This is a genomic window from Streptomyces sp. M2CJ-2, from assembly GCF_016757295.1.
Taxonomy (GTDB): domain Bacteria; phylum Actinomycetota; class Actinomycetes; order Streptomycetales; family Streptomycetaceae; genus Streptomyces.
Genome location: NZ_JAESIF010000027.1, coordinates 69,203 through 93,317, shown reverse-complemented (window position 1 = coordinate 93,317; position 24,115 = coordinate 69,203). Strand labels below are relative to the sequence as shown.

Here is a 24,115-nt window from a genome sequence, read left to right as displayed (position 1 = left end):
CCCGCGGAGCGGGTACCACATCGCTGCGCGATGTGCAAGCGAACCCCCGCGCTGTGCGCGGGGGTTGCGCTCCCGCTCCGCGGGAGCGCTGGCGGGTGGCTGCGCCACCCGCGCAACCCCGATGCTGCGCATCGGGGTTGACGCTCCGTCCGCTGCGCTCCCGGAGCGGCGGGACTTTGTCCCGTTACCGGGCTTCCGCTGCGCTGCAGCCCGGGCCGGCGGGTCCGCTGCGCTCCCCCGCCTGACGGTCCTTCCGGCTTCGCCTCCAGGACCGTTGGGGCCCGCTTCGCGGGCTGGGCTGGCTGCGAGGATGGGGGTTGCTCGTTCGTTTCGGGTGCTGGTGTAGTGGGTGCATCAGGTTGATGCACCATGTAGTGTTGGCGGAAACATGAGGCACCCCCCAACCACCCGGGAACCTCCCCGGAATTCCGAGAGGAACGACCGTAGATGACCGGTCACCACGAATCTACCGGACCCGATCCCGCGCTGAGCAGCGATTCTCTGCGCCGGGTGACGCAGTACCAGACGGAGGGCGTGAACGCCCGGTTGAAGGTGTTCGCGCTCCTGGATGTGCAGGGCGTGTCCGCGAGCGAGGCAGACGACCTGGTGGCCGCTCTGAAGGCGGGAGCGGTTGCCAGGGCGCAGTGCGAGGTGGTCGAGCTGGGCGGCCTGGCGCCGGCCTCTCGGGGCGAGGTCTTCGCGGGCCGCAATGGAGGTGGCCCCGCGGTACGCGGCAGGCCCCTGGTGGACGATAAGCGCAAGTGGCGTCGGGTGACCGTAGATGCATCGGGAGACATCGTGACGGCCCATACGCACATGCGACGCGTGCGCGTCGGTACTACTCCGCTCCGCCAACGAGGCGCTCTTGCGCTCCTCCTCACCGCCCTCGCCACGGTCAGCGCCTGCACGACCAGCGAGCCGGTATCGCAAAAGCCGACGACGCCCCCCTCCTCGCCGTCCTCGGCCTCGCCGACCCCCACGCCGGAATCCGCCGAGGAGACCGCGAAGAAGGAGGCCATCGCGGCGTACCAGGCGTACTGGGCGGAACTGCCCAAGGCCTACGCGGTGCCGGCGGTCGAAGGCACGGACCTCAAGCGCCATGCCGCTGCCGAGGCTCTCAACAAGGCCGAGGAGACGGTGGCCAACCTGAAGTCGAACGGCCGGCTCATGACCGGCAAGCCAGTTCTCAGCAACGCCACCGTGACCGGCTCGGAGCTAGGGAAGAAGACCCCCAACGCCTCGGTCTCCGCCTGCCTGGACGTCTCCAAGTGGAAGATCACCGACAAGAAGACCGGCAAGCCGGCCCCGGTGGCCTCCACCGCGGTGAGCAAGTACGTCATCACCAGCCTGCTGGAGCGCTGGGACGGTTCGTGGAAGGTCCTCAAGTACGAGCTGCACGCGGACCAGCCGTGCTAGCCCCCGCGTACACCCTCATTGCCACCGCGCCCACCACTAGCTTCCTGGCCGGTCGGCCGGGGTCGCTGAACTGGCCGTACAACTCGCGGACGTGAGGCAGCGTGAGCAGGCCGACCTCGTACGGCTGGAGGCGTTCATCCGGGAGACGGTTCTTCCGCGCACGCACCCGTACACCACGGCGCGGCGTCGGGTGCTGGAGGTGCTGGGTGAGGCCGGCGGTCTGTGCACTGCGCGGACGGTAAACAGTAACGGGGACTACGTCGTCTGCACGCTCGATGCCGGGCACCACGACCCGGACGACAAGCCGCCCTTCAAGGACGGGGAGCCCGGCGGCTGGCACAAGGCGGGTGCGTCGATCTGGAACGACTTGGGTGCGGACTGCATTCCGCACGCGGCCATCTAAAGACCACGGGAATTCAGGCATAGGGGAAGCTCGGAAATGTCGGCGATTCAGCTCAAGGAACACCAGGTGGCCCAGAAAGCTGCTTTCCGTCGGTGGGTGGGATTCCCTGCAAGATCATCCGTACCGTCGGAGGGGGCACGGGGCACGATCGTGTCCGCGACCGGATCGGGCAAGACGATCACCGCCGCCGCGTGCGCGCTGGAGTGCTTCCCGGGCGGGCGGATCCTGGTGACCGTGCCGACCCTGGATCTGCTCGTGCAGACCGCCCAGGCGTGGCGGGCGGTGGGCCACCGCTCCCCCATGGTCGCGGTGTGCTCGCTGGAGAACGACCCGGTGCTGAACGAGCTCGAGGTGCGCACCACCACGAACCCGATCCAGCTCGCCCTGTGGGCCGGGCACGGGCCCGTCATCGTGTTCGCCACGTACGCCTCCCTCGTGGACCGCGATGACTATGAGGCCCTCCAGGAGCAAGAGCGCCCCTACGGGCCCTGGCAGGGCAGCACGGACGGCAGGCCACGCAAGAAGACACGCGGACCGCTGGAGGCCGCTCTGGCGGGCGGAGAGCGCCTGTACGGACAACGGATGGACGGTTTTTCGCTCGCGATCGTGGACGAAGCCCACGGTACGGCGGGGGATCTTGGCAGGCCCTGGTCGGCAATCCACGACAACGCCCGCATCCCGGCAGACTTCCGGCTGTACCTGACCGCGACCCCGCGCATCCTCGCCGCGCCCCGGCCGCAGAAGGGCGCGGACGGCCAGGAACTGGAGATCGCGAGCATGGCCGACGACCCGGACGGGACGTACGGCGCCTGGCTACCTGGGGCTGAACTCGGGCTGTCGGAGGCGATCGAGCGGGAAATCCTTGCCCCGTTCGAGATCGACGTGTTGGAGATCCGCGACCCCTCGCCCGTGCTCGGGCTGTCGGAGGAGGCGCTGCGGGGCCGGCGCCTGGCCCTGCTGCAGACCGCCCTGCTGGAGCACGCGGCGGCGTACAACCTGCGTACGGTCATGACGTTCCACCAGAAGGTGGAGGAAGCCCAGGCGTTCGCGGAGGCGCTGCCGAAGACCGCTGCGGAGCTGTACGTCGCCGAGACGGATGACGCGACCATGGTCAAGGCGGAGCAGGAACTCCCCGCGTCGTCGATCGACGCGGAGTTCTACGGGCTGGAGGCCGGCCGCCACGTCCCGCCGGACCGAGTGTGGTCGGCATGGCTGTGCGGCGACCACCTGGTGGCCGAACGCCGCGAGGCCCTGCGGCAGTTCGCCAACGGCATCGACGCCAACAACCGGCGCGTGCACCGGGCGTTCCTCGCGAGCGTTCGCGTGCTGGGAGAGGGCGTCGACATCACCGGCGAGCGCGGGGTAGAGGCGATCTGCTTCGCCGACACCCGCGGCTCCCAGGTGGAGATCGTGCAGAACATCGGCCGGGCACTCAGGCTGAACCGCGACGGCTCCACAAAGGTCGCCAGGATCATCGTGCCGGTCTTCCTGGAGCCGGGCGAGGACCCGACCGACATGGTCGCCTCCGCCTCGTTCCGCCCCCTTGTAGCGATCCTCCAAGGGCTCCGCAGTCATGATGAACGACTCGTCGAGCAGCTCGCCTCCCGCGCCCTCACTCGCGGCAAGCAGCAGCGCAAGGTGCACGTTCAGCGAGATGAGGAAGGCCGGATCGTCGGCGCCGACGGCGAGGAGCAGGAGCACGACGACACGCAGGCCGCCGCGGAATCCGCCCTGCTCCACTTCTCCACTCCGAAGGACGCCGCGACGATCGCCGCGTTCCTGCGTACCCGCGTCTACCGGCCGGAGTCGCTGGTGTGGCTGGAGGGCTACCAGGCCCTCATCCGCTGGCGGGCGGAGAACGAGATCACCGGCCTCTACACCGTGCCCTACGACACGGAGACCGAGGTCGGCGCGACGAAGGCTTTTCCGCTTGGCAGGTGGGTGCACCAGCAGAGGAAAGCCCTGCGGGCAGGTGAGCTGGAACCGCGGCGCAAGGAGCTGCTGGACGCGCCGGAGGCCGGGATGGTGTGGGAGCCCGGCGAAGAAGCCTGGGAGAGCAAGCTCGCCGCGCTGCGGTCGTACCGGCGGGCCACCGGACACCTCGCCCCGAGGCAGGACGCCGTGTGGGGCGAGGGCGAGGCGATGGTGCCCGTCGGCCAGCACATGGCCAACCTCCGCCGGAAAGGCGGCCTCGGGAAAGACGCGGAACGGGCAACGGAACGCGCCAAGCAGCTAGTCGCCATTGATCCGGACTGGAACTGCCCCTGGCCACTGGACTGGCAACGCCACTACCGCATCCTCGCCGATCTCGTCGACGCCGACGGCCACCTGCCCGACATCGCACCCGGCGTACTGATGGACGGCGACGACATCGGACGATGGCTCGCACGGCAACGCGAGGCGAGCACCTGGGCGCAGCTGTCCACCGAGCAACAGGAACGGCTGTCCCAGCTGGGCGTGAAGCCCATCCAGCCGCCATCTCCGGCCCCGGCGGCCACCCTCGCGACGAAGCCGGGCAAGGCTCAGCAGGCGTTCCAGCGCGGACTTACGGCCCTCGCGCAGTGGGTGGAACGGGAAGGCCCGGATCGGCCGACGCCGCGCGGCCACGCTGAGGAAATCGCGGTCGACGGTGAGACGGAGCCAGTGGTCGTAAAGCTGGGCGTATGGACATCGAACACCCGCGCAAGGTGGGACAAGCTCACTTCCGAGCAACAGGCCGCCCTCGCCGCCTTGGGTGTGCCCTGGGCGAAGGCCGCAGCGGTGCCGGCCCCGTCCGGCAGCATGGACGACGGTTCCGTCCGGCCCGCGCCGTCGGACGCACAGGCGCAGGAAGACCACGACCAGGGCGACACGGTGGCGCGGGAAGAGCGCGAGACCCAGGCAGCACGGGGCCGGGCGCGGGCGCAGCGCATGAACGAGCTGATGCGCAACCGCACCAAGGCAGAACTGCTGCGCATGGCCTACGCGGGCGGCCTGGTGAACCACAACTCCCCCGAGAAGTGGCGCAAGGACGAAATCGCCTCCGCTGTCGTGGACATCGAGTTCCGTGCGGCCGATCGGCTCTGACCACAGCATGATGCTGTCGACGGGGCTCGTTCGAGATCTACAGGTCGAACTCGAGGTGCTCGATGTCCGTGAACCGGACCTCCTCCAGCTGGCCGGCGCGGCGGCCGCCGTCCTGGAAGTACACCTCCTTGAGTGCCTCAGCAGCGAGCTCCTGGAGGCGCTGCTCGGTGGCACCCTGCTCCTGGGCCTCGAAGAGGCGCGCCGCGTACTGCGGGGGCAGCGCGACGGTCAGGTGCCGGATGCGGTCCTGGTCCGTCGACCCGATCGGCGCGGTGTAGCCGAGCCGGGCGCGGGTGTCGATGACGATGCCGCCTGTCGTCGCCGCCCGCTCCTTGGCCTTGGCGCGGATTTGTGGCTGCCAGCGGGCCTTCACCTCGCGCTCCAGGCGCGCGGCGAGGTCCGGACGCGGCTTCTTGATCTGGTCCTTCACATACCGCTCGACGGTGCGCTGGGAGATCCGCAGCATCTGGGCGACCGCCTTGGTGCCCTTGAGCTGCTTGACCAGGTACCGCATCTGGGCGCCGGCCGACTTCGGGACCGGGCGCGTGAACGTCCGCTGCACCGCCTGGTCCAGGCCGTCCCCGAACATGCTCATCGCCTGCTACTCCCCGCTGTCCTTGTCCGTGACCTGCCCGTCCTTGATGTACCGGGCCAGGTTGAGCTCCGGGGCGTCGAACCGCTCGCGGACCTCTTCGCCCCACAGGACGCTCTGGGTGCCCTCGTGCTTGACCAGGCCCGGGTTGATGCCGAGCTTGAAGCCGCCCGGCAGCGGCTTGCCGTCCCGGTAAGGCAGGAAGTCCAGCGGGCTGGTGCCGTCGGCCGCGTAGACGACGCAGTCGGACAGGATCGCGATCGGGTACTGCCCGGTGAACGACGCGTGCTTGACGATCTTGCGGTGCAGGTTGATCCGCGTGCGGGAGATGACCGCCGCCCGGATGTCGGGCCGCCACGTCGGGCGGGACAGCGCCCGCCACGGCTCGCCCGGCCGCCAGCCCTCGCCCCGGGGCCGCTCGCGCAGCTTGCCCAGACCGCCCTTCACCGTCGCCTTGACCGCGGAGACGACGATCGCCAGCTCCGGGTCACGCTCCTTGTAGCCGCCCATCGCGGCGAGGAAGTCCGCCGGCGCCATGTCCGCGTGCACGCCGAGGTCGGCCATCGTGGCGAGGAAAGCGTCACGCAGCCGGTTGTACCAGCCATCCAGGTAGCGGCCGTTCTCGTACCGGACGTACGCCTCGAGCGGCGCGACGTCGTAGCCGAGCTCCACCGCGTACGCCACGGTCGGCGTCGCGTACCAGGCCGGGCCCTCCGGTTGCTCGCCCTTCGGCGTGAACGGGCTGGGCAGCAGACTCGCGTCCAGGTCCGCCCACTTGTCCTTGCCGACCTTCACCCGCGACAGGTCCACATGGGAGAGGTCGACCAGCCACGAGCCGGGCAGCTTCGCGTCGAACACCGGCGCCTTGACATGCGTCGGCGCACCGAGGCCGACAACCAGGCCGTTCGCGCCGGCGGCGAAGGCCATGTTCACGTCGATGCCGACCAGGTGCCGCAGGGTGCACTCGGCATCGGTCATCGGCCGCGCCCAGTCGTAGGCCTCCTCGAACAACTTCTCGCCGGGGCCGCGGACGTGGAACCGCGGCAGATCCTTGAGCAGCGGGTGCCCGTCGGGGGCCTCGCACGGGGCGCAGTCCACCGGGTCCTTGCCCAGCGAGCCGGGGTTGTGTTCGGAGTGCCGCTTACCCGTCGCGTCGGGCTCGGAGGCGCGGGTCGGCGGATGCAGCGCGGTCATCAGCTCCAGACCGGTCACGGCGGTCGAACCGCGCGGGGTCATCACCCGGGACGCGTACGCACCCAGGACCCGGGCGAGTTCCGCCGACGGGAGCTGCCCGGCCTCGCCCCAGTGCCGGGCATCCAGCGCATGCCACGACGGAATGCACAACTGCACGCAGGCACGCTCCGAACCCTGCGCCGGGCGGTAGATCCGCGCCCACGGCCCGAAGCCGCGCTTGGTCAGCTTCCACTCCGCACGGACCAGCTGCTTGATGACCTTGTGGCCCTCCGGGATCCGCCCGGCGAGCCGCTCCTCATCCGTGAGGGCCACGGGGAGGCCGTAGCGCTCCAGCGCGGCCTCGGTGAGCACGAGCAGCGGGTCGGCGTCCTTGCCCGGCCCGGACAGCTTCGGCTGACCGAGCTTCGCCTCGCGCAGCGTCCAATCGACCAGGGCCGGGATGCTCTTGGCGGGTACGTCCAGGACCAGGCCGCCGGTGCAGTACGCGAGGACCTGACCGTCCGCGTCGACGTCGACGACCGCCAGCGGCCCGTTTTCGAACCGCGGGTCGCTCTCGCTCGCCGGGGTCGCGGCCGGGGCCTCCTTCGTCGCGGCCGGGCGTCGTGACGCGGACGACGTCGTCCTGGTGGTGCGCGCCGGACGCGACGCGGCAGTCGGAGGCACGGAGTTGCCGGCGGGGCGGGGCTGGGTGTTCTGTTCGGTCGTCATGGCCGCAGCCTCGGGCGCCGCGTCTGTGGGCACAGGCTGCGCCTGCGGAGCTGGGGCGGGAGCGCTCTCGAACGTCTCCGGAACGGCCGTGTCCTCAACGGGCGCCGCGGCGTTGGTGTCAGCGGGGTAGAGCTCCGCGAGCTTGCCGAGCAGTCGCGCGTACGCCTCGCGTTCCGGCGGGCGGGGCTCGGTCTTGCCGGACTCCCAGCCGCTGACGGTTGCCCGCCGAACGTCCAGGGCTGCGGCCACTTCGTCCAGCGTCAGGCCGTGCGCCTGGCGCAGCCGCTTACGTTCCGCCGGCGGCGGCAGCACAGACCGGGACGCGACCAGCGCATCGATCCGATCGAACAACTCGGACATCGAACACCTCCTGAGCCACACTCTAGCCCATGAACCGTACGGATAGCGTACGTTTGCCGTACGAATAGCGCCCATGGCGTTGATCTCGCAGCTAGCGACGGGTTGGGCGTAGCGGCGCGATCCCGAGCGTGCCCGCAAGGTCGGATAGTGCGTTGTTGCTTGGGAAGTCTGGGTCCGGTCGCGTGTGCTGGTGAGCTGAGGAATGGCGGGTGACGGATCTGTTCTCCTCGTGGCCGACAGCCGGTGTCGTTCGGCTGGCCCCGCTGGCAGGTCGGACAGCGGCGCGGCGCCGGGGCGGCCCGGGCGGCGGGCGAGTGGCCGGCTCGCTTCGTCGCGCTCGATCTGCTGAGGCTGTCCGGGACGGACACGACCGGGTGGCCGTATCGGCGGCACAGGGCCGCGCTCGGCAGCCCGTGCGTTCGCTGAGCAGGGCTTGGAATGCGAGTGAGGGAGCAGGCCGCCGCGTGGCCATTACCTGATGGGATGCTCATCGGTTGAAGGTGCATGTGGCGGCAAGGCTCCTCGGCGCACCCGGCGGTCGCTGATCCCTGTAGATACAGCGCCCGTTTCCTGGATCCGTACGGGGAAGAACAGCGGATGCCGTGGGGCGAGGCCGCTCGTGTCGTTCGTCTGGAGGACTGCGGTCCGGTACGTCCGTTTCCCCTGCGCTCTGGCCGTCGTTTCGCGCCGGGCTGGTGGTGGTCGGCTACCACCGGGCGGCTGGTGCACTACGGGTCGGGTGTCATGCGTACCCAGGTGATGCTTCTGGACCACGACCCTACGGTGGTGGCAATGGCGTGCCGCCCGGTGGAGTTGTCCTGGCGGGAGGCGGATGGGGCCGTGTTGTCGCATGCACCGCATCTGATGGCGCGGTTCAGTGACGGCAGGGGCCTGCTGCTCGACTGTGCCGGGCGAGGGGAGATCTCTGCCCGGCTGGCACACCGTGCTGACGTCATGGCAGCGGCGGCACGTGCGGTGGGATGGCAGTACTGGGTCGCCTCGCCTCCCGAACCGGTCGTCGCTGCCAACCTGGGCTGGCTGTCGGGATACCGGCACCCTCGCTACCGGGACACCGCGCTCTTGGAGGAGGCGATGCGGGCCTTTGCCCGTCCTCGGCCGCTGATCGAAGGAGCCCGTGACCTCGGGGACACCATCAGGGTTCTCCCGGCCCTCTTCCATGCCCTGTGGAGCGGGGCGCTGTCAGCCCCGCTGAACGAGCCCTTGCATGAACGGGTGACCGTGACAGCAGGCCCGGGCGAGTGGGCGTCTGCGTGACGGCGGCAGTACTCGAGGTGGGGAGCCAGGTGCGGTTCGAGGACCGCTCCTGGACGGTGGTGATGCTCGAAGGTGCCCGTGTACGGCTGGTCGGCTCGGACAACTCCACGGCGACGGTGCTGGTGAGCTATCTGTTCGCTGCTCCTGACTTCGAACTCGTAGGAGCGGCCCGCCCCCAGGTGCCTCCGTTCGGGCTCCTGGAGGAACTGCCTGTGCAGGCACGCGAGCGTGCTGAGGCCTGGGAGCGGCACGTGCGCGAGGTGGAGACCGGCCTTCCGGTGCCGGGGCAGGGTGGTGTGCCGCGGGCGGAGTTCGATCCGGCGCAGCGGACTGTGACGGAACGGGAGGAGGCCAAGGCAGCGGAGTTGACCGCGGCGGGGCAGCCGACGAGTGCGGTGACCGTGCGGCGGATGCGGGCCCGTTACCGCGAGAAGGGGCTGTGGGGGCTGGTCGACCAGCGTACGGCGCGTAGGCGTTCTGTGGTGGGACGGGCCGATGAGCGTGTGGTCGCTGCGATCACTCAAGTGCTGGAGGCGCAGCGGGAACGCTCCAGTGGCACGCTGAGCCGGCTGCGGCGCATGGTCGGGTGGGTCCTGGAGGAAGCCCATGGTCCCGGCGCGGTGAAGGTGCCGCCGGTGACGACGTTCAATCGGCTGGTGCACGCGCTCGCCGACGGCCATGGACTGCTGGGGTCGGCGGCACAGCAGCGGCGGCGCACGTCGCGGCCGGCCCCTCCCTTCACCCCGACCGTGGCGCTGCGGCCGGGTGAGCTGGTGATGCTGGACAGTACGCCGCTGGATGTGCTGGTGGTGCTCGCCGACGGGGTGACGGGGTCGGTCGAGTTATCGGTCTCCTTGGACGTGGCAACGCGCAGTATCTGTGCCGCTGTGGTGCGTCCGGTGGGCACAAGATCGGTGGATGCGGCGGTACTGCTGGCGCAGATGGTCACGCCCATGCGGATGCGCCCGGGGTGGGAGACGGCGCTGGCGATGTCCCGGTCAGTCATCCCCTATGAGCGGCTGGTGTCGTTGGATGCGCGGCTGGAAGGGGCAGCGGCCCGGCCGGTGATCATGCCGGAGACGGTGGTGGTCGACCAAGGTGCGGTGTTCGTCTCCCATTCCTTCATTGCCGCGTGCGAGAGCCTGGGGGTGTCCGTTCAGCCCGTGCCGCCGGCCAACGGCCCGGCCAAGGGCCATGTCGAGCGGACGTTCCGCACCATCGGGGACCGGTTCTCCCAGTACGTGGCCGGCTACAGCGGCTCGGATGTCACCCGGCGCGGCACGCGCGTTGAGGACGAGGCGTGCTGGACGCTTGCGCAGGTGCAGGACCTGCTGGATGAGTGGCTGGTCACCGACTGGCAGCACCGCCCGCACGCGTCGCTGCGCCATCCGCTGGCGCCGAAGCTCGCCCTGTCGCCGAACGAGATGTGGGGCGCGCTCGTGGGAGTCACCGGCTATGTCCCGGTGCCGCTGGGCGCGGACGACTACATCGAGCTCATGCCCATCAAGCGGGTGGCCATCAACGACTACGGCATCCGCTTCGACTACCGCACCTACGACCACAAGGTCCTCAATCCGCATCGCGGGGACCGGTCGGGCGCGCCGGACGGCAGATGGGAGGTGCACCACAACCCCTACGACCCCAATCAGATCTGGGTGCGGCTGCCCACCGGGTGGGAAGAGGTGCCGTGGATCCACCGCGGCTGTGTCAGCCTGCCCTTCACCGACTTCACCTGGCAGCACGTCCGTGCCGCAGTCGAGCGCCGCGGCGACCGCGTCGAGCACGAGCGGCAGCTCGCCCAGGCCCTGGACCGCCTCCTGCGGCGTGCGAGCAACGGTGCCGGGACCCGCCGCGAGCAGACGGTGGCGGCGCGCGCCAGCGCCGCAGCGTCCCTGGCCCGACCAGCCGCGCCGCAGGCGGTCCCGGACCCCGTGGCGGCTCCGACCCTCTCCTACGGCCTGGTGGGTGCCTTCACGCCGCTGGAAGAAGAGGATCAGCAAGGGGAGACAGGGTTCGAGGACGGCTGGGACGAGGACGACGACCTGCCCGGCCCCGCTGACGCCGATGAGCCTGCCGGAGACGAACGGCCGGACTCCCCCGCTCAAGTTCCGCGTCCCTCTCGGATCTATGACGCCTACCAGGAAGCAGCACAGTGGTGACAGACGCCCCTGCCGACAGGACCCTTCACGACGGAGCGAGGGCCGCGGCGTACGCGCCGCCGACCACGCGAGACGGCTGGCAGCAGTTCGTCGCCACTCCCCCGCTGCAGCCCCATCCGGCCGCCGACGAGGACTGGTCGCTGGAGGAACGGCTGGACTACCACTCCCGGTTCGTGGTGCTGACCACCCCGGCCATGGAACGCATCTCCCTGTCGCTGCGGCGTCTGATGCTCCTCAACCGCCGCCAGCAGGGCACCGCACGCCGCGGCCTGATCGTCTCCGGACCGCCCACCACCGGCAAGACCACCACCCTGCTGGAAATGGGCCGCACCTTCGAACTCGCCGAGCAGCGCCGGCACCCCGGCAGCACGGACCGCCTGCCTGTGGTCTTCCTGGCCGTGCCACCGGCCTCCACACCCAAGATGCTGGTCAGCGAATTCGCCCGGTTCCTCGGCATCCCCATCGCGGCCCGCATGAACCAGGCACAGATCACCGACGCCGTCTGCCACCTGCTGTGCCTCCTGGAGACGAAGCTGGTCCTCGTGGACGACGTCCACCTGCTCGACACCCGCACCCGGTCCGGCGCGGAGACCTCCGACCAGATGAAACACCTCGGCGAGCGCATCCCCGCCACCTTCGTCTACGCCGGCGTCGACGTCGAAGCCTCTCCCCTGCTGACCGGGCCGCGCGGCGCCCAGCTCGCCGGTCGCTTCACCCTGATCCGCAACACCGCGCTGCCCTGCGCCACCGACGAGCAACGCGAGATCTGGCGCGCTCTGGTCACCGACATGGAAGAAGCCCTGCGCCTGCGCCACCACACCCCGCACACCCTGGCGCGGCACGCCGACTACCTCCACCAGCGCACCGGCGGCGTCATGGGCAGCCTCTCCCACCTCATCCGCGAAGCCGCCCTGACCGCCCTGCTCGACGGCAGCGAAAAGATCACCAAGAAGCTCCTGGCCGGCATCCAGCTCGACATCCGGGCCGAACAGCAAGCCCGCCCGCCCCGAAAACGCCTCCCACGCCCGCGCAGCCACAACGCGGGATCCTGACGGAGGTCAAAGCGGCGGTGACGAAGACCACCAGCGGGCAGCAGGCGCAGCCACTACAGTGCGAGCAGCCCGAACTCTCCGGGCACAGAGGGGCTTTGGGCGCGGTGCGGGTAGCGCCGCTGCACGGTGAGACGACGCTGTCCTACATGAGCCGAGTCGCCTCCCGCTACCGGCTCACGGCCAAAGAACTCATCGGCGCACTCGTGGACGTGGGACGGCGACCCAACCTCTTCACCGTGCGGCCCGACGGCGAAGTCGTCTTCAACACCGAGGCCCGGGCCATGGTCGCCGCCTTCTGCCGCATGCCCGAAGAACACCTGCGCCGTGCCCTACCGGCCTGGGACCGGGAGGTTCCCTCAAGCAGGCTGGGAAGCGGTCCGGCCGCCTGGGTCCGCACCGCCGCCACGATCCCGCCGACCGGCCCCGGCTGCCGATCCTGCACCGCGACCGCATCACAGGGCCGGGAAGAAGCACGCCGCTACCTCCTGCCGCACGCACGGGTATGCGCCAAACACCAGTGCTGGATGCTGGAAACACCCGTCGCCGACGAAGCGACGGCGGGTCCCGGGCAGCTGGACGTTCGGTATGTTCCGCAGGTCGCAGCGGCCCAGCGTCGTCATGCACGGCTGCTGCGGCGCAGCCCGCACGCCGGCGAAGCGTTCGCTGTGGCCCAGGCGGTTACAGCGTCGTGGTGGGACGAGGCCTGGCCGGAAGAGACCCTCTGGCCCGACCGGCTGCGGTCGATGGCTTTGGGTAACGGCCTCGCCTGGCGCGCAGCGGCGCGGGATGCGGTGACCTATCCGGAAGCCGTCACGCTGGCTGCGACCCTGGCCGATGCGGGGGTGCAGCAGCAGCTGCTCGACGAGGCGGGCCGGCATCAACCGCACTCGCTCGCCGATGTCCCCCGCCTCGTCGACGAACTGGCCCGGCGTCTCGAGCGGCCGTGGATCGCCGACCGCCTCGCTGCGGTCACGACAGGGCCGTTGAACGCCTGGGTGCGCGCCTGCGTCCGCAGCCAAGCCGGACACAGACCGAAGACGCGAAGCATGTGGCGCGTCTCCCCGCCTCACCGGCCCACCCCGGTTTCCCAGCTCCTGGCGCAAAGCAGTGACCGGGGCGAGACGCCCGTGCAGCCCGGGCCTGCGTCGCTCCCAGACAGCGCCGATGACGCGGCCCGGGGGTTCGCGCGTGGGCTGCGCCATGCCCGTGCCTACGCCGCCGAACACGGCCACCTGTGCGCGCCCAACACGGTGCGGACCGAAGGCTTCGCCATCGGCTTGTGGCTCGCCAACCAGCGCGCTGCAGGACCCGAACTCGCTCCCGAACGCGCCGCCGCCCTCGACGCCCTCGATTCGTGGTGGAACCCGCCCTGGAACCTGTGGTGGCAGCGCATCTACCACCGCGCCACGGCACTGGTGCAGGCCGGGCAGCCGCTCACGCCCGAACACGGCTTCCCCGGCACCACGGAAAATCTCGGCACCTGGCTCTACGAGCAGTGCGCCACCTACAGCAGCCTCCACCCCGGGCAACAGCGCCTCCTCGCCGACCTCGGCATCACCCAGGAACGCGCCCGCGCCGCCCTGCCCCGGCGCCGGGATCTCAAGGCAGCCCGGCGCACCGCCCTGGACCACGCCCGCGCCTACGCCGGCGAGCACGGCCACCTGTGCGCTCCCACCTCCGCACGCCAGGACGGCTTCACCATCGGCAAATGGCTGCACAGCCAGCGGGTGCGCGCCCGGCGCGGCCAGCTCGACCCCGCACTGAACCAGGCACTGACCAACATCGACTCCTGGTGGAACCCGCCCTGGCCCACCGACTGGCAGCGCGAGCACCACAACGCGCACGCCGCCGTCGCCGCGGGCGCCCTCCTCGACCCCCAAGCCGGATTCCGCAACTTCGACGACCGCACCGGGCAGTGGCTGCACGCCCAGTGCGTCAACTACCGCCTTCTCCAGCCCGGCCAGCAGCGCCTCCTGGCCCGCCTCGGTCTCACCGAACCCCTGGCGGGCACCGCCGTGCCCGACCCGGCCACCCGGCATCCCGCCATGGAGACCGGCCTGCACTACGCCCGCACCTGGGCGGCCGTACACGGCACCCTCGATGCGCCCCGCACCACCCAGCACGACGGCTTCCCTCTCGGCCGCTGGCTAGTCCGACAACGCCACCAGGCCAACCTCCACCAGGAACGCTTCGACGCCCCCTGGCCACACGAAGAGGCCCTCGCCCGTATCGACCCGTACTGGAACCCGCCCTGGGGCATGAAATGGCAACGCCGCTACCAGGCCGCCCGCACTCAACTGGGTCCCGGCCAGAATCTCGCCCCCGAGGAAGGCTTCCCCGGCACACCGGACTGGACCGGGCAGTGGCTGTACCACCAGTGCACCGTCTACGACGACCTCCACCCCCGCCAGCAGCAGCTCCTCGCCGACCTCGGCCTCACCGCCGAAGGCGCCCGCACCGCCCTACCCCGACGCAAAACCCAAGCCGCATCCTTCGCCGCCGGCCTCGCCCACGCCCGCGCCTGGGCGAGGGAGCACGGCAACCTCGCCGTCCCCCAACCCGCCCGCCACGACGGCTACCCACTGGGCACCTGGCTGGGCACCCAACGCCGCCGTGCCAGCCGCGGAAAACTGCCCGCCGACCGCATCAAAGCCCTGGAAGCCATCGACCCCCACTGGAACCCGGCGGGAGGGCCGCGCTGGCAGCAGGCCTACCTCACCGCCCGCACCCACACCACCGGCCGCTCCCTGGCCACCACGGCCGCCCTCGACGCGCTCCCATCAGCGACAGCGAAATGGCTGTTCACCCAGTGCTCCAGTTACGACAGCCTCCACCCCGAGCAGCAACAGCAGCTCGCCGACATCGGCCTCACCAGCGAACGCGCCCGCGCTCTGGCACCACCACCGAAACCTCCCCAACCGGCCCGCCCAGCCCGCCCGCGGCTGAAGAACCCGCCCTCCGCCTTCGCGGCCGGCCTGCCCTACGCCCAAGCCTGGACCGTCCAACACGGCAACCTCACCTCAGCCGGCTACCGCACCGAACACGACGGCTTCCCCCTGGGATGGTGGCTGTACAAACAACGCCGAGCCGCCCACGCCCACCTGAAACGCACCGGCCGGCCCTGGCCCCACGACCCGCAACTCGCCACCCTCGACCCGTGGTGGAACCCACCCTGGCGCGCCACCTGGAACCACAGCTGGCACCAAGCCCACACGTCCTACAGCACCGGCAGGCCCTTCCCCAACCAGACCACCAAATGGATCCGCACCCAGCAACGAACCTGGACTCAGCTCCACCCCCATCAACAACACCTGATGGGCACCCTCGGCATCCACGGCCCCGCACCCCTGCACCGCTACAACAGTCGCCCAGCGAACCTGACCGACCAGCCAACAGAACTGATCAACACCCACGAGACCAACCCAGAACAGAAACTCCGCAGTTCACAGGCCCGCCCAGCCGGGACCCGCAAGCAACGCCCAGCGCCTCGCCGGCACACACCACACCGCCGAACCCAACCAACCAACTGATCAGCCCAGCTCAACGCCCCGGATGCCGATCAGAAAGAACGAACCGCGACAGCACGTCACCACCGCGACCGGCTCGAACCCGACTCGCCGCCGTGTTCTCCCAGGTACGGAGTCACGGCGTGAACTATCCAAAGGTTCGGCTCCAGAACATCAAAGATCACCGTCTGAAACGATAAAGGTTTCAGGTGCCGAGTACGCACCTGCCTGCAGCTTCGGGCATCAATGGTTTCCTACTGGGGTCATCTGTTATCCCAGGTTTTCCGATAACCCGGTCTGAACGGGAGGCGGCCAAGCGGCCGCACCGGAATTCGACACCCGCTTCGTACGACCGATCGGTGAACATGGACTCCGTGAACACCGAACTGACCGTGCTCAAGAGGGACATGGCCGTGAGCCAGGACGAAACGATACGGATGCTGCTGGAGCAGTCCAAGCGCACCGGCCGTGCCGTCCCCATCCGGCGTGCCTTCGTCCAGGATGCCGATCCCGGCCTCCGCCTGGTCACGCGGCCCGGCCCGTTCGCCAAGATGCTGCGCAGTAACGAGCGGCTGGACCTTTTTCTCCTGATCCACTGCGTCACCGCACGCGCCGACTGGGGCGTCGCTCACCGGTCCGAGACCTGGGGCCGCGCAGCGGGAATCTCCTTCGCCACCAACGGCACGGCGAGCGCCGCAGTCTCCCGGCACCTGCACAAGCTCAAGGAACTGAAGCTGATCAGCACCGAGCCGCAGGGCCGGATGACGAAAATCACCAAGTTGCTCGAGGACGGCTCCGGCGACCCGTACACGCTGCCGTCGGGCGACAAGACGGGCTCCCGCAAGAGCACCTACTTCAAGGTGCCGTTCGCGTACTGGGAGCAGCACTACTACCGGTCGCTCTCGATGCCGGCGAAGACGATGCTACTCATCCTCATGAGCCAGCGCAGCCCGTCCTTCGCCCTGCACAAGGCCAGGGAGTACGCGCTCTGGTACGGGGTCTCCCCGTCAACGGTCGGGCGCGGCATCGAGGAGCTGAAGAAGAAGCGCCTGCTGTACGAGTTCCTCTCCGAGCAGCAGTTGGACGGCTTCTCCGTCTTCGGGCAGAGCACGCATGTCCGCTGGGCTCTCGCCGCGCCGTTCGACCTGAACGTCAACAAGACGGAGCGCGAGGCGGCAGAGGCCGCCTGGACTCCTGAGGGCGTCGCCCGCACCGCGCTGCGGATCGGCTCCCGTATCCCCGCGCTCTCGGGGGCCGCGATTCCGCGATGAGCACCGCCGGGGCGCTATGGCCCCGGCCCCACGACTCCCGGCCCGGCGCATCCGGGTCGGGCGCGGTGCAGGCCGCCGCCCCGCAAACGGGCGACGGCCCCCTGTTCCAGCAGGGAGCCGCCCAGTGAAGAAACCGACAGTCACTCCCCAAGGAGACACCATCAGCATGTCCAACGAGCCTAAGGGCACCGACCGGCCGGCGTCGACCCGGCATCACCAGGGCAACGGCAAGCTGCGTCACATCTGGTCCGAGATCCGGACCCGGCTGCTGCAGCTGCTGGACGGCGGCCGCCGCCGTCGCCTGCGCGCCCTCGCCCGTACGGCGGGCTACGGCATCGTCCGCGGCTCCGCCGGCGCCGTGGGCGCGAGCGGGACCGGGTGGATCATCTGGTGGATCCAGCAGCGCTGACCCGGCGCACCCGCTGATCCGATCTCCGCCGACCTGGTGGTCCCGGTCCCGGTCCCGAGGCCGGTGGCCGGCAGCGTCTCCCCCGTACGACGGTCACCGCACTCGGACCGTCGTACGGGGGAGACGGCGAGGACCACCAGGCGCCGGAGTCCGGGCGGCGGTCCGGCGCGGCGGCGTCAACCCGCAACACCGGCGAACGCGGCCCCGATCCCGGAGCGTCCGCGCCGCCCATCCCGCACTCCATTACCCGCAACTCCAGTGAGGGAGACGGGTGAAACGGGCCTCAACGGGGATGTCATACCCCTGAATTCGATCGCACCTGTAGTACAGGGGCGGTTACCGTCCTGGCATGGACGATTCACTCTCGTTCGAGAGCTTCCTGACGGGTGCCGGAAGAGCCGTGTACAAGGCCATGGAGGACCACGGGCGCGGCGAGTACGACGAGTTCGCTCTCCACGGCGGCGTTGCCGTCGAGCGGCTCGCCAAGGCTGTCCTGATCAAGAGGAACCCGACCTATCTGGTGGAAATGCGCAACGGGAACTCAGATTTGCTGCTGTACTTCGGCGGTGATCTGGAGCTGGACCCGGACAAGGTCCGCACTGTCGGCGCCAAGGAGGCCCTCCAACGGCTCCGGCGCATAAAGGTGCTCCCGCCTGACCCTCAGCTCGATCGGTTGATCGACCTCCGGAACGGCACCGCACACACGACCATTGGCGACGAGGCCAGGTCTCTGCTGCCGACACTTGCCGAGACCATCGCAATCCTGTTGAAGGCCGTCGACATGTCGGCTGAGCAGTTCTGGGGTCGCTGGATCAGCGCCGTCAACGTAGCCGTCGACAAGCAGCGAGACGCGATCCAGCGGGACGTTGAGGTCCGGATCAAGCAGGCACGACACCTCTTCGATGACCGGTTCAAGGGACTACCTGAGGGCGCCAAGGAGAGGGCACTCAAGGAACCCGTTGAAGGCCCTCATGCCGTCGCGGTGTCAGGGGAAGACGACAAGCTCATCGTGCTGATCTCCACTCTCGCGTGTCCTGCATGTAGTGGAGAAGCGCATATCCGGGTGACACCAATCCGCTCGACCACCACAGGTGCGGAGGTAACGGTGGACCTGCTGGACTGCCCCCTATGTGGGTTGAAGCTGACCGGCCCTGAAGAGATCAAGGCTTCCGGTGCCGATGTCGAGAAGGCCGTGGTGCCGTCGGACATCATCATCTCGTGGGGCATGACCCTCCCGACTCCGCTCGACTTGAGCCGTATACACACGGCTTGACCATCAAGACTCGCCGACCTGGAGGCCGCAGCCGAGAGCTACGGGTACGGCTACCACGGCCAGCAGCCCGCCCTCGTCCTGGCCGACCTGGTCGCCGACTTCGCCGGTCTGCGCCCGCTGCTCACCGTCCCGCAGCCCACGCCGGTACGGGCGCGGCTGTGCCGTACCGGCCGGGCAGATGGCCGGGATGACCGCGATCGTCCTGGCCGACCTGGGCAGCCGCCCGGCTGTGGAGCCGGATCGTGCGAGGCTCCGGGATGCGCTCTCGGGGCCTCGCCTTCTCATTGTTCCTGTTCTGAGGTGTCAGCCGACTCAGTCTCTGCGGACTGATCTTGTGGCTGCACCAGGGCGTCGGGAATGAAGTGGGAGTAGCTCTCCCGTAGGTGCTGGGTAACGCGGTCGTCGGTCGCCTCGTAGTTCAGCTGCTCCTGGAAGAACCGCAGCTTCTTCTCCGCAGCGTCGAGGATCTCGCCCCAGTTCTTGACCCAGACTTCGTAGTCGTCCTGCACATCGGCGAGGCCGGAGGGGCGGTCCTTCTGCCGAATGTCGCGGAGGATCTTGTCCGAGTAGTCGTAGGTGACGAGGTAGAAGCGCCACTTACATCCCACCCCGCTGTACTGGGGATCGTCGATGATGGCCCGGGCGTAGCCCTTGATCTGGTCGAGTTCCTTCGGGCCGACCTTCACCGTGGGTCGCTTGAGCTCGATGACGAGGCGCTCGGTGGAGTTGTCGTCCCGGCGGCTGCGGAAGAGCAGGATGTCGACCCGGCCGCTGCGCCCGTCCGGCTGGGTGACGGCTTCGAGTTCATGCTCCAGGACCACGTCTTCACCGAGGTGGTCTTCCAGGTGGGCTTGGAGGACGTTGGTGAGTCCGAGTTCGCTCCGGGTCATGTTCCAGTCTTCGCCGAACAGCCAGAGGTTCTTGGCGACCATGGGGTGGAGTTGGTCGACCTCGCGCAGGTTCTTGCGGAGGTGTTCGTCGGCAAGGATCTTTCGCAGGGCCTGGATGAAGTTCAGGCGGTTGGTGACGGTGGTGGCGGCGCCGATGACGTGGGTCAGGTCGGTGCTGTCCAGGAGGTTCTTCAGGTGTCGGCGGTCGTCGTCGCTGAGTGCCAGGACCTTTTCGAGGATGGTGTGGAGGTCGCCGGGGTTGCTCTCCAGTGCGGTGCGGATGAGGTTGACGGAGAGGTTGCGTGCCGGGCCTTTGTTGGGAAGCGCGTGGCGGGCGGCGGTGACGACGACGTCGAAGGTCTGGCGCTCTATGGCGAGCGCGCCGGTGGCCGGCTGGTCGTCGTAGGGGTAGATGCCTTCGGTCTTCAGCTGGCGCACGACCTCAGCTGAGATCTGGGCGCCGCGAACGGCCAGGTGCTGCTGGACGGCCTTGACGGCCGCGTCCAGGAGCCCGGAGTGGGACATGGTCAGGCCGTGCAGGTCGTCGACGGAGAGGCCGTTGAACAGGTTGGCGCGCAGGTAGGGAGTGAAGCTGATGATGCCGTCGGACCAGTCGCTGCCGTGCTCGCCGAGGGCGATGCCGTCGGCGTTGCAGAGAAGCATCTTGCGGTCGCCCATCCGCTTGTTCCACTCGACAAACGTGACGACCGGGGGTAAATCTTCGCCGGCGTACTCCTCCGGCAGGTCCAGCTCCAGGTCGATGGGTTCACCAACGATGATGTCGCTGGGGTCGAGCCGTTTGCTGTCGAACGTGACGTGCACGTGCGGATAGGCCCGAAGGTAGAACGCCAGCTTCGCGGTGAGGTTCGCCGCGGCGTCGTCACGTTCCAGGCGACTGAGCGGCTTGCCCTGAGGCACGGAAATGCGAACTGTCGTGCCAGGCTTGTCCCGGGGCGGCTCTGTCTCCTCAACCTGCCAGATGGTGGCGTGATCGGCGTTGCCGCGGATCCGGACCCCGACCAAGGCGTCGTCGACCACTGCCGCCGACTCCCAGGTGAGCTGGTCGCCCAGGGCGAAGGCGAAGAGGCGACCCTCACCGTTGCGGCCATGCAGGATGCGTTCCCCGCCCTCGGTGTGTGTCCTGCTGGTCTTCCAGGTGGTGCCGTATGCCTGGAAGGCGGTGCGTGCTCGCTCGAGCGTCATGCCATGACCGTTGTCGGTCACGATGACGTCGGTGATCGCCTTCATGCTGGAGCGGCGCAGTTCGACGTCGACCTCGGTGGCGTTGGCGTCCAGGGCGTTCCACACCAGTTCGGCGACGGCCGCGATCTGGGGCTTCCTCTTGAACTGGAGGATCTTGCGTTCGCCGACCGATAGCTCGAACTCCGTCAGCGGCGGTCCGCTCTGCGCCGGCAGTCCTGTGCTGACCACGCCCACGCCAACTCCTGTGCGAGCAGCGGCTTGTGTGTTGTGCTCCCCAGACATGCGGTGACCGTACCGGTTTCGCACAGTGCGGTACACATCGCCTTGCGTATGGGGGCCGCCACTCGCTGCGGTGAGGTAGCTAGCGCGCGGCCTGGGTGAGGTCTTCCGTATGGCAGCAGGTTGTGCGAGACCTTGGACCTGACCCACCCGCTCGGTCATAGGCTTCCCGCCATGTACTTCGCGTTCATGGACGACAGCTCACGTAAGCGGAAAGACGTACCGAGGGATGGTCTTGGAGCCCTCCACGCCTACGGGGCAGTGGTCTTTCCTCAGGAGGCTCTGCAGCCCTACCGCGAGCAGCTTGCCCAGCTTCGGCAAGAGCTGGGCGTCCCGGCCGGTACGGAGTTCAAGTGGTCGCCGGATGGGGGGCCTCTCCATAAGAAGTGGGACGAACTGCATACCGCCCGGGTCCGGATGCTGGAAGCGGCCGCCGAGCTCGGAGTCCGGGCCTGCGTCGTCATATGTGCACCCGAGCTGATGCCAGAGTGGTATTCCGAAAGCAAGTTGAAGAGCGAGATGCTGGAGTACCTCTACGAGCGGGTCACCTACACGCTCGGTGAGGAGAAAGGCATCGTTATCGCTGATCAGCCGGGTGGTGGGCGAAAGGATGAGACCCGCTGGCTGGCCGACGCGCTGGCGTTGGACACCGATGGGACCCAGTACGTGAAGCCCGCGAACAAGCAGATCCTGCTGCCCATCATCACCACACGCTCCGACCACGTTGACCACCTGCAACTCGCCGACCTCGTGGCGTCCGCCACCACTGCCCTCATCGCCGGCGCCCCCGCAGCCGATCGCTACAAGGACCTCATCTACAAGCTGCTCGCCAAGAACTCCCGCGACTACGCAGGCGGCACAGGTCTGAAGTTCATCCCCAGCACCCATTACAACTGGAGGGCACTGATGAACCTTGCCTACTGGGTGTTCGGCGAAGACGCGTACGTCCTCCCCGACACCGCCAGCTCGATGGGCACGGCGCTACCCCACGGCGGATGGATCTTCGCGAGCAACAATGGCCTCGGCGACCCGGACGCCGCCGCGACACAGCCGTGAGCTGCCTGCGCCGTGCCCAACAACCGCAGGCTTAGCGTTCCTGAGCGGGCTGCCGCCAGCGCGGGATGGTAACCCGGGCCTCCGCCAGGACGATGCCGGTCGCCGGGTCGCGGTGCACGGGGATGTACAGGCCCCAGTCAGCGTCACCGACCGTGAGCCAGTCACCGGCCCACGGAACGTCGGTGGTCTTCAGCACGCGGCCGGCGAGCGGCCTCCCAGGAGTCGGACGATCACGGTGGTACCTCCCTCTGGCGGGACTCTCCCGCCTCACCTATTGGTGAGGGGCTCAGCCGCAGGAGGACAGGATCGGGACCGCGGGCCTTTTACCGGGCCGAGACCAAGAGCACGCGTGTGCTTATGATCTGGCGTCATCGCTGAATTCGAACCGGGGGCGGAGTGTGCCGAGACCTGAAGATCGTCCGATCGTTGACCCTGAGATGCCGGAAGCAGACCGCAGGATTCTTTTGAGTGTCACCGGGGAGGAGCTCCCTTCCTCCGACGGTCGACGACAGGCGCTTCCCAGTGCGAGGGAGAGGAACCGCAAAGTGCTGCGGGAGTTGGCGGCCGAAGAGCCGAAGAAGGCAACCGCCCCGGTTGGGCCCACGGGGGCGGCCATCTTTTTCGGAATCGCTGGTTTCGCTTTCGGTCGGCTCACGTGGTCGTTTATCCATACGCCTGCCTACGCTCGCGACACCTGGGAACCCGCCGCCGGCTGCCTCGGCACGCTTATCTGCTTTGCTCTCTGCGCCGCCGCCATCGGCATGCGCCTGAGCGAAACCCGTGCACGCCGCACAGCGCGGCGTTACCGTGGCCAGGATCGCTATGTATGTCCCGTCGACCTCGCGCCAGAGGAGCGTGACCTCGTCGTCCGCGCAGCCAAGGCGGTTGACAAGATCAGCTCTTCTCAGGCCCATAGGAGTGACTTGATCGATCGTCAGCGCAACGACGCTGACCTGCCACACATCCTCTGGAAGATCGCTTTGGACGGCATGAGGATCTACCGTCTTGCTCGTGACCATAGGGAGGCCGAACGCTATAGCGCAGGTGCCGACGTCGATGCAGCCCTTACGACGCAGGCGGCAGCACTGAGGGCCAGTCGGGAAGCCGTCGACAACCGGGTCAGGGCGCTGGAGGCATACGCCGCGACGGTCTGCGAGATCGACAAGCTCATCGACCAGCAACGGCAGCTGGAAGAGGCGGAAAGCCGGACGGAGGCATACATGGACCTGGTTGCCGCCACGACCGCCGACACGATTACTGCTGAACAGGTTCGCACAGCAGAGGCGGAAGCCGACGCCCTGGCAGGCCCCCTCGCGGACGCGGTGCGGGTCGCACGAGACGCTGCCGAACTCGCGCTCCCCAGTTCCCGATAGTCGGATGTCTGACCGCTGACGTGGCGCCGGGCGGCGGCGCAGCTGTTCGCCCGGCTACGCTCGCACCGCGGCATCGATCCTGCGGCAGGACAGTCTGGCTCCTGGGAACCCCCTGGGGCGGAGCTTCGTCACCAACGCAGTGCTGACCAGTTCGGTCGACGGCCCTTGTCCGGGCGGCGTTTGCAGTAGGCGGCGAGTGCCTCCAATGCGCGGCGTTCTCGGTACTCGTGGCTGTGTGTGGTGGCGGTGTGGATTTCGCTGTCCCAGCCATCGGTGATGGTGCCGGTGGAGGAGAGGGCGTACAGCGCGGATGACTGGCCGCCGTAGAACTGAGTGGCGATAACTCGTGCTGCCAGGTCTGAGATCGTCCGCTGTTCGCGTTCGGCAGCGTCCAGTTCGGCTCTGATGATGTCCCAATCGCCCATGCCGCCCTTTCCGGCGAACCACGGGCCGTCCTCCGATGCCGGCTTGGTGCTGCTCTCGCAGGTAGTGACCTGAGGGTCCTGTAGCGAGGGATGAGCCGGCAGGTTTCGCCCTGGTGCAGAAGCTTCGCGTGCCGGACATAGTGGCACAAGTGGTCTCGCGCATGGGTTTAGGGCGTGTCCAGGGCGCGGGGATGCACCCTTAAGG

General features: G+C 68.8%; 18 protein-coding genes. 12 read left to right on the top strand and 6 right to left on the bottom strand.

Features of this window, described 5'->3' with window-relative positions; translation table 11 throughout:
- The first annotated feature begins 510 nt into the window (after nt 1-510).
- The 3 genes from JL475_RS21115 (at nt 511) to JL475_RS21105 (ending at nt 4,885) form a co-directional block, all read left to right on the top strand.
- Nucleotides 511-1,416, top strand: coding sequence for a hypothetical protein (locus tag JL475_RS21115; protein WP_202279363.1), 906 nt, complete (start codon nt 511-513; stop codon nt 1,414-1,416).
- Nucleotides 1,417-1,507: 91 nt separating this feature from the next.
- Complete coding sequence (locus JL475_RS21110) at nt 1,508-1,819, top strand: hypothetical protein (protein WP_237407789.1); 312 nt, start codon at nt 1,508-1,510, stop codon at nt 1,817-1,819.
- Between the two features lie 36 nt (nt 1,820-1,855).
- Nucleotides 1,856-4,885, top strand: coding sequence for a DEAD/DEAH box helicase (locus tag JL475_RS21105; protein WP_202279362.1), 3,030 nt, complete (start codon nt 1,856-1,858; stop codon nt 4,883-4,885).
- Nucleotides 4,886-4,922: 37 nt separating this feature from the next.
- Here the strand turns inward: JL475_RS21105 and JL475_RS21100 are convergent, their stop codons facing one another.
- Both JL475_RS21100 and JL475_RS21095 read right to left on the bottom strand, forming a co-directional pair.
- Nucleotides 4,923-5,480, bottom strand: a complete 558-nt coding sequence (locus JL475_RS21100) for an XRE family transcriptional regulator (RefSeq protein WP_202279361.1) — start codon at nt 5,478-5,480, stop codon at nt 4,923-4,925.
- 6 nt (nt 5,481-5,486) lie between these two features.
- A complete protein-coding gene (locus JL475_RS21095; protein ID WP_202279360.1) occupies nt 5,487-7,739 on the bottom strand; it encodes a helix-turn-helix transcriptional regulator in 2,253 nt (750 codons plus the stop codon).
- 504 nt (nt 7,740-8,243) lie between these two features.
- On the opposite strand from JL475_RS21095, the gene JL475_RS21090 reads away from it, so the two are divergent.
- From JL475_RS21090 to JL475_RS21060, 7 genes are all read left to right on the top strand, one after another.
- On the top strand, nt 8,244-9,014 hold the full coding sequence (locus JL475_RS21090; protein ID WP_202279359.1) for a TnsA-like heteromeric transposase endonuclease subunit: 771 nt from the start codon (nt 8,244-8,246) through the stop codon (nt 9,012-9,014).
- On the top strand, nt 9,011-11,173 hold the full coding sequence (locus tag JL475_RS21085; protein ID WP_307825121.1) for a Mu transposase C-terminal domain-containing protein: 2,163 nt from the start codon (nt 9,011-9,013) through the stop codon (nt 11,171-11,173). Before JL475_RS21090 ends, JL475_RS21085 begins: the two co-directional genes overlap by 4 nt.
- Nucleotides 11,167-12,225, top strand: coding sequence for a TniB family NTP-binding protein (locus tag JL475_RS21080; RefSeq protein WP_202279357.1), 1,059 nt, complete (start codon nt 11,167-11,169; stop codon nt 12,223-12,225). Before JL475_RS21085 ends, JL475_RS21080 begins: the two co-directional genes overlap by 7 nt.
- A gap of 17 nt (nt 12,226-12,242) precedes the next feature.
- Nucleotides 12,243-15,755 carry a Helicase associated domain protein gene (locus tag JL475_RS21075; protein WP_202279356.1) on the top strand — a complete coding sequence of 1,171 codons (3,513 nt, stop codon included), beginning with the start codon at nt 12,243-12,245 and terminating at the stop codon, nt 15,753-15,755.
- A 335-nt stretch (nt 15,756-16,090) separates the two neighbouring features.
- Nucleotides 16,091-17,002 carry a hypothetical protein gene (locus JL475_RS21070; protein WP_237407780.1) on the top strand — a complete coding sequence of 304 codons (912 nt, stop codon included), beginning with the start codon at nt 16,091-16,093 and terminating at the stop codon, nt 17,000-17,002.
- 166 nt (nt 17,003-17,168) lie between these two features.
- The gene (locus JL475_RS21065; protein WP_202279354.1) at nt 17,169-17,411 is read left to right on the top strand and encodes a hypothetical protein; all 243 of its coding nucleotides are present in this window, start codon (nt 17,169-17,171) and stop codon (nt 17,409-17,411) included.
- A gap of 349 nt (nt 17,412-17,760) precedes the next feature.
- Nucleotides 17,761-18,684: a hypothetical protein gene (locus JL475_RS21060; RefSeq protein WP_202279353.1), complete on the top strand. Its 924-nt coding sequence runs from the start codon at nt 17,761-17,763 to the stop codon at nt 18,682-18,684.
- A 3-nt stretch (nt 18,685-18,687) separates the two neighbouring features.
- On the opposite strand, the gene JL475_RS21055 is transcribed toward JL475_RS21060, so the two are convergent.
- On the bottom strand, nt 18,688-18,969 hold the full coding sequence (locus JL475_RS21055) for a hypothetical protein (protein ID WP_202279352.1): 282 nt from the start codon (nt 18,967-18,969) through the stop codon (nt 18,688-18,690).
- Nucleotides 18,966-21,011, bottom strand: a complete 2,046-nt coding sequence (locus JL475_RS21050) for an ATP-binding protein (RefSeq protein ID WP_307825120.1) — start codon at nt 21,009-21,011, stop codon at nt 18,966-18,968. Before JL475_RS21050 ends, JL475_RS21055 begins: the two co-directional genes overlap by 4 nt.
- A gap of 219 nt (nt 21,012-21,230) precedes the next feature.
- Here JL475_RS21050 and JL475_RS21045 point away from each other — a divergent pair, with 219 nt between their 5' ends.
- Nucleotides 21,231-22,112 (top strand): DUF3800 domain-containing protein, encoded by an 882-nt coding sequence (locus tag JL475_RS21045; protein WP_202279351.1) that lies wholly within the window; start codon nt 21,231-21,233, stop codon nt 22,110-22,112.
- Nucleotides 22,113-22,143: 31 nt separating this feature from the next.
- Here the strand turns inward: JL475_RS21045 and JL475_RS21040 are convergent, their stop codons facing one another.
- Nucleotides 22,144-22,308: a hypothetical protein gene (locus JL475_RS21040; RefSeq protein ID WP_237407814.1), complete on the bottom strand. Its 165-nt coding sequence runs from the start codon at nt 22,306-22,308 to the stop codon at nt 22,144-22,146.
- Nucleotides 22,309-22,657: 349 nt separating this feature from the next.
- Here JL475_RS21040 and JL475_RS21035 point away from each other — a divergent pair, with 349 nt between their 5' ends.
- Complete coding sequence (locus JL475_RS21035; protein ID WP_202279349.1) at nt 22,658-23,485, top strand: hypothetical protein; 828 nt, start codon at nt 22,658-22,660, stop codon at nt 23,483-23,485.
- Nucleotides 23,486-23,613: 128 nt separating this feature from the next.
- On the opposite strand, the gene JL475_RS21030 is transcribed toward JL475_RS21035, so the two are convergent.
- Entirely contained in the window at nt 23,614-23,910 is a 297-nt protein-coding gene (locus tag JL475_RS21030) for a hypothetical protein (protein WP_202279348.1), read from the bottom strand.
- Nucleotides 23,911-24,115: the final 205 nt, after the last annotated feature.

Excerpts from the sequence above, each read along its gene's own strand:
- JL475_RS21105 (WP_202279362.1), top strand. The coding sequence starts at position 1,856 with ATGTCGGCGATTCAGCTCAAGGAACACCAGGTGGCCCAGAAAGCTGCT.
- JL475_RS21065 (WP_202279354.1), top strand. The coding sequence starts at position 17,169 with ATGTCCAACGAGCCTAAGGGCACCGACCGGCCGGCGTCGACCCGGCAT.
- JL475_RS21100 (WP_202279361.1), bottom strand. The coding sequence starts at position 5,480 with ATGAGCATGTTCGGGGACGGCCTGGACCAGGCGGTGCAGCGGACGTTC.
- JL475_RS21095 (WP_202279360.1), bottom strand. The coding sequence starts at position 7,739 with ATGTCCGAGTTGTTCGATCGGATCGATGCGCTGGTCGCGTCCCGGTCT.
- JL475_RS21045 (WP_202279351.1), top strand. The coding sequence starts at position 21,231 with ATGTACTTCGCGTTCATGGACGACAGCTCACGTAAGCGGAAAGACGTA.
- JL475_RS21060 (WP_202279353.1), top strand. The coding sequence starts at position 17,761 with ATGGACGATTCACTCTCGTTCGAGAGCTTCCTGACGGGTGCCGGAAGA.
- JL475_RS21055 (WP_202279352.1), bottom strand. The coding sequence starts at position 18,969 with ATGAGAAGGCGAGGCCCCGAGAGCGCATCCCGGAGCCTCGCACGATCC.
- JL475_RS21030 (WP_202279348.1), bottom strand. The coding sequence starts at position 23,910 with ATGGGCGATTGGGACATCATCAGAGCCGAACTGGACGCTGCCGAACGC.
- JL475_RS21090 (WP_202279359.1), top strand. The coding sequence starts at position 8,244 with ATGTGGCGGCAAGGCTCCTCGGCGCACCCGGCGGTCGCTGATCCCTGT.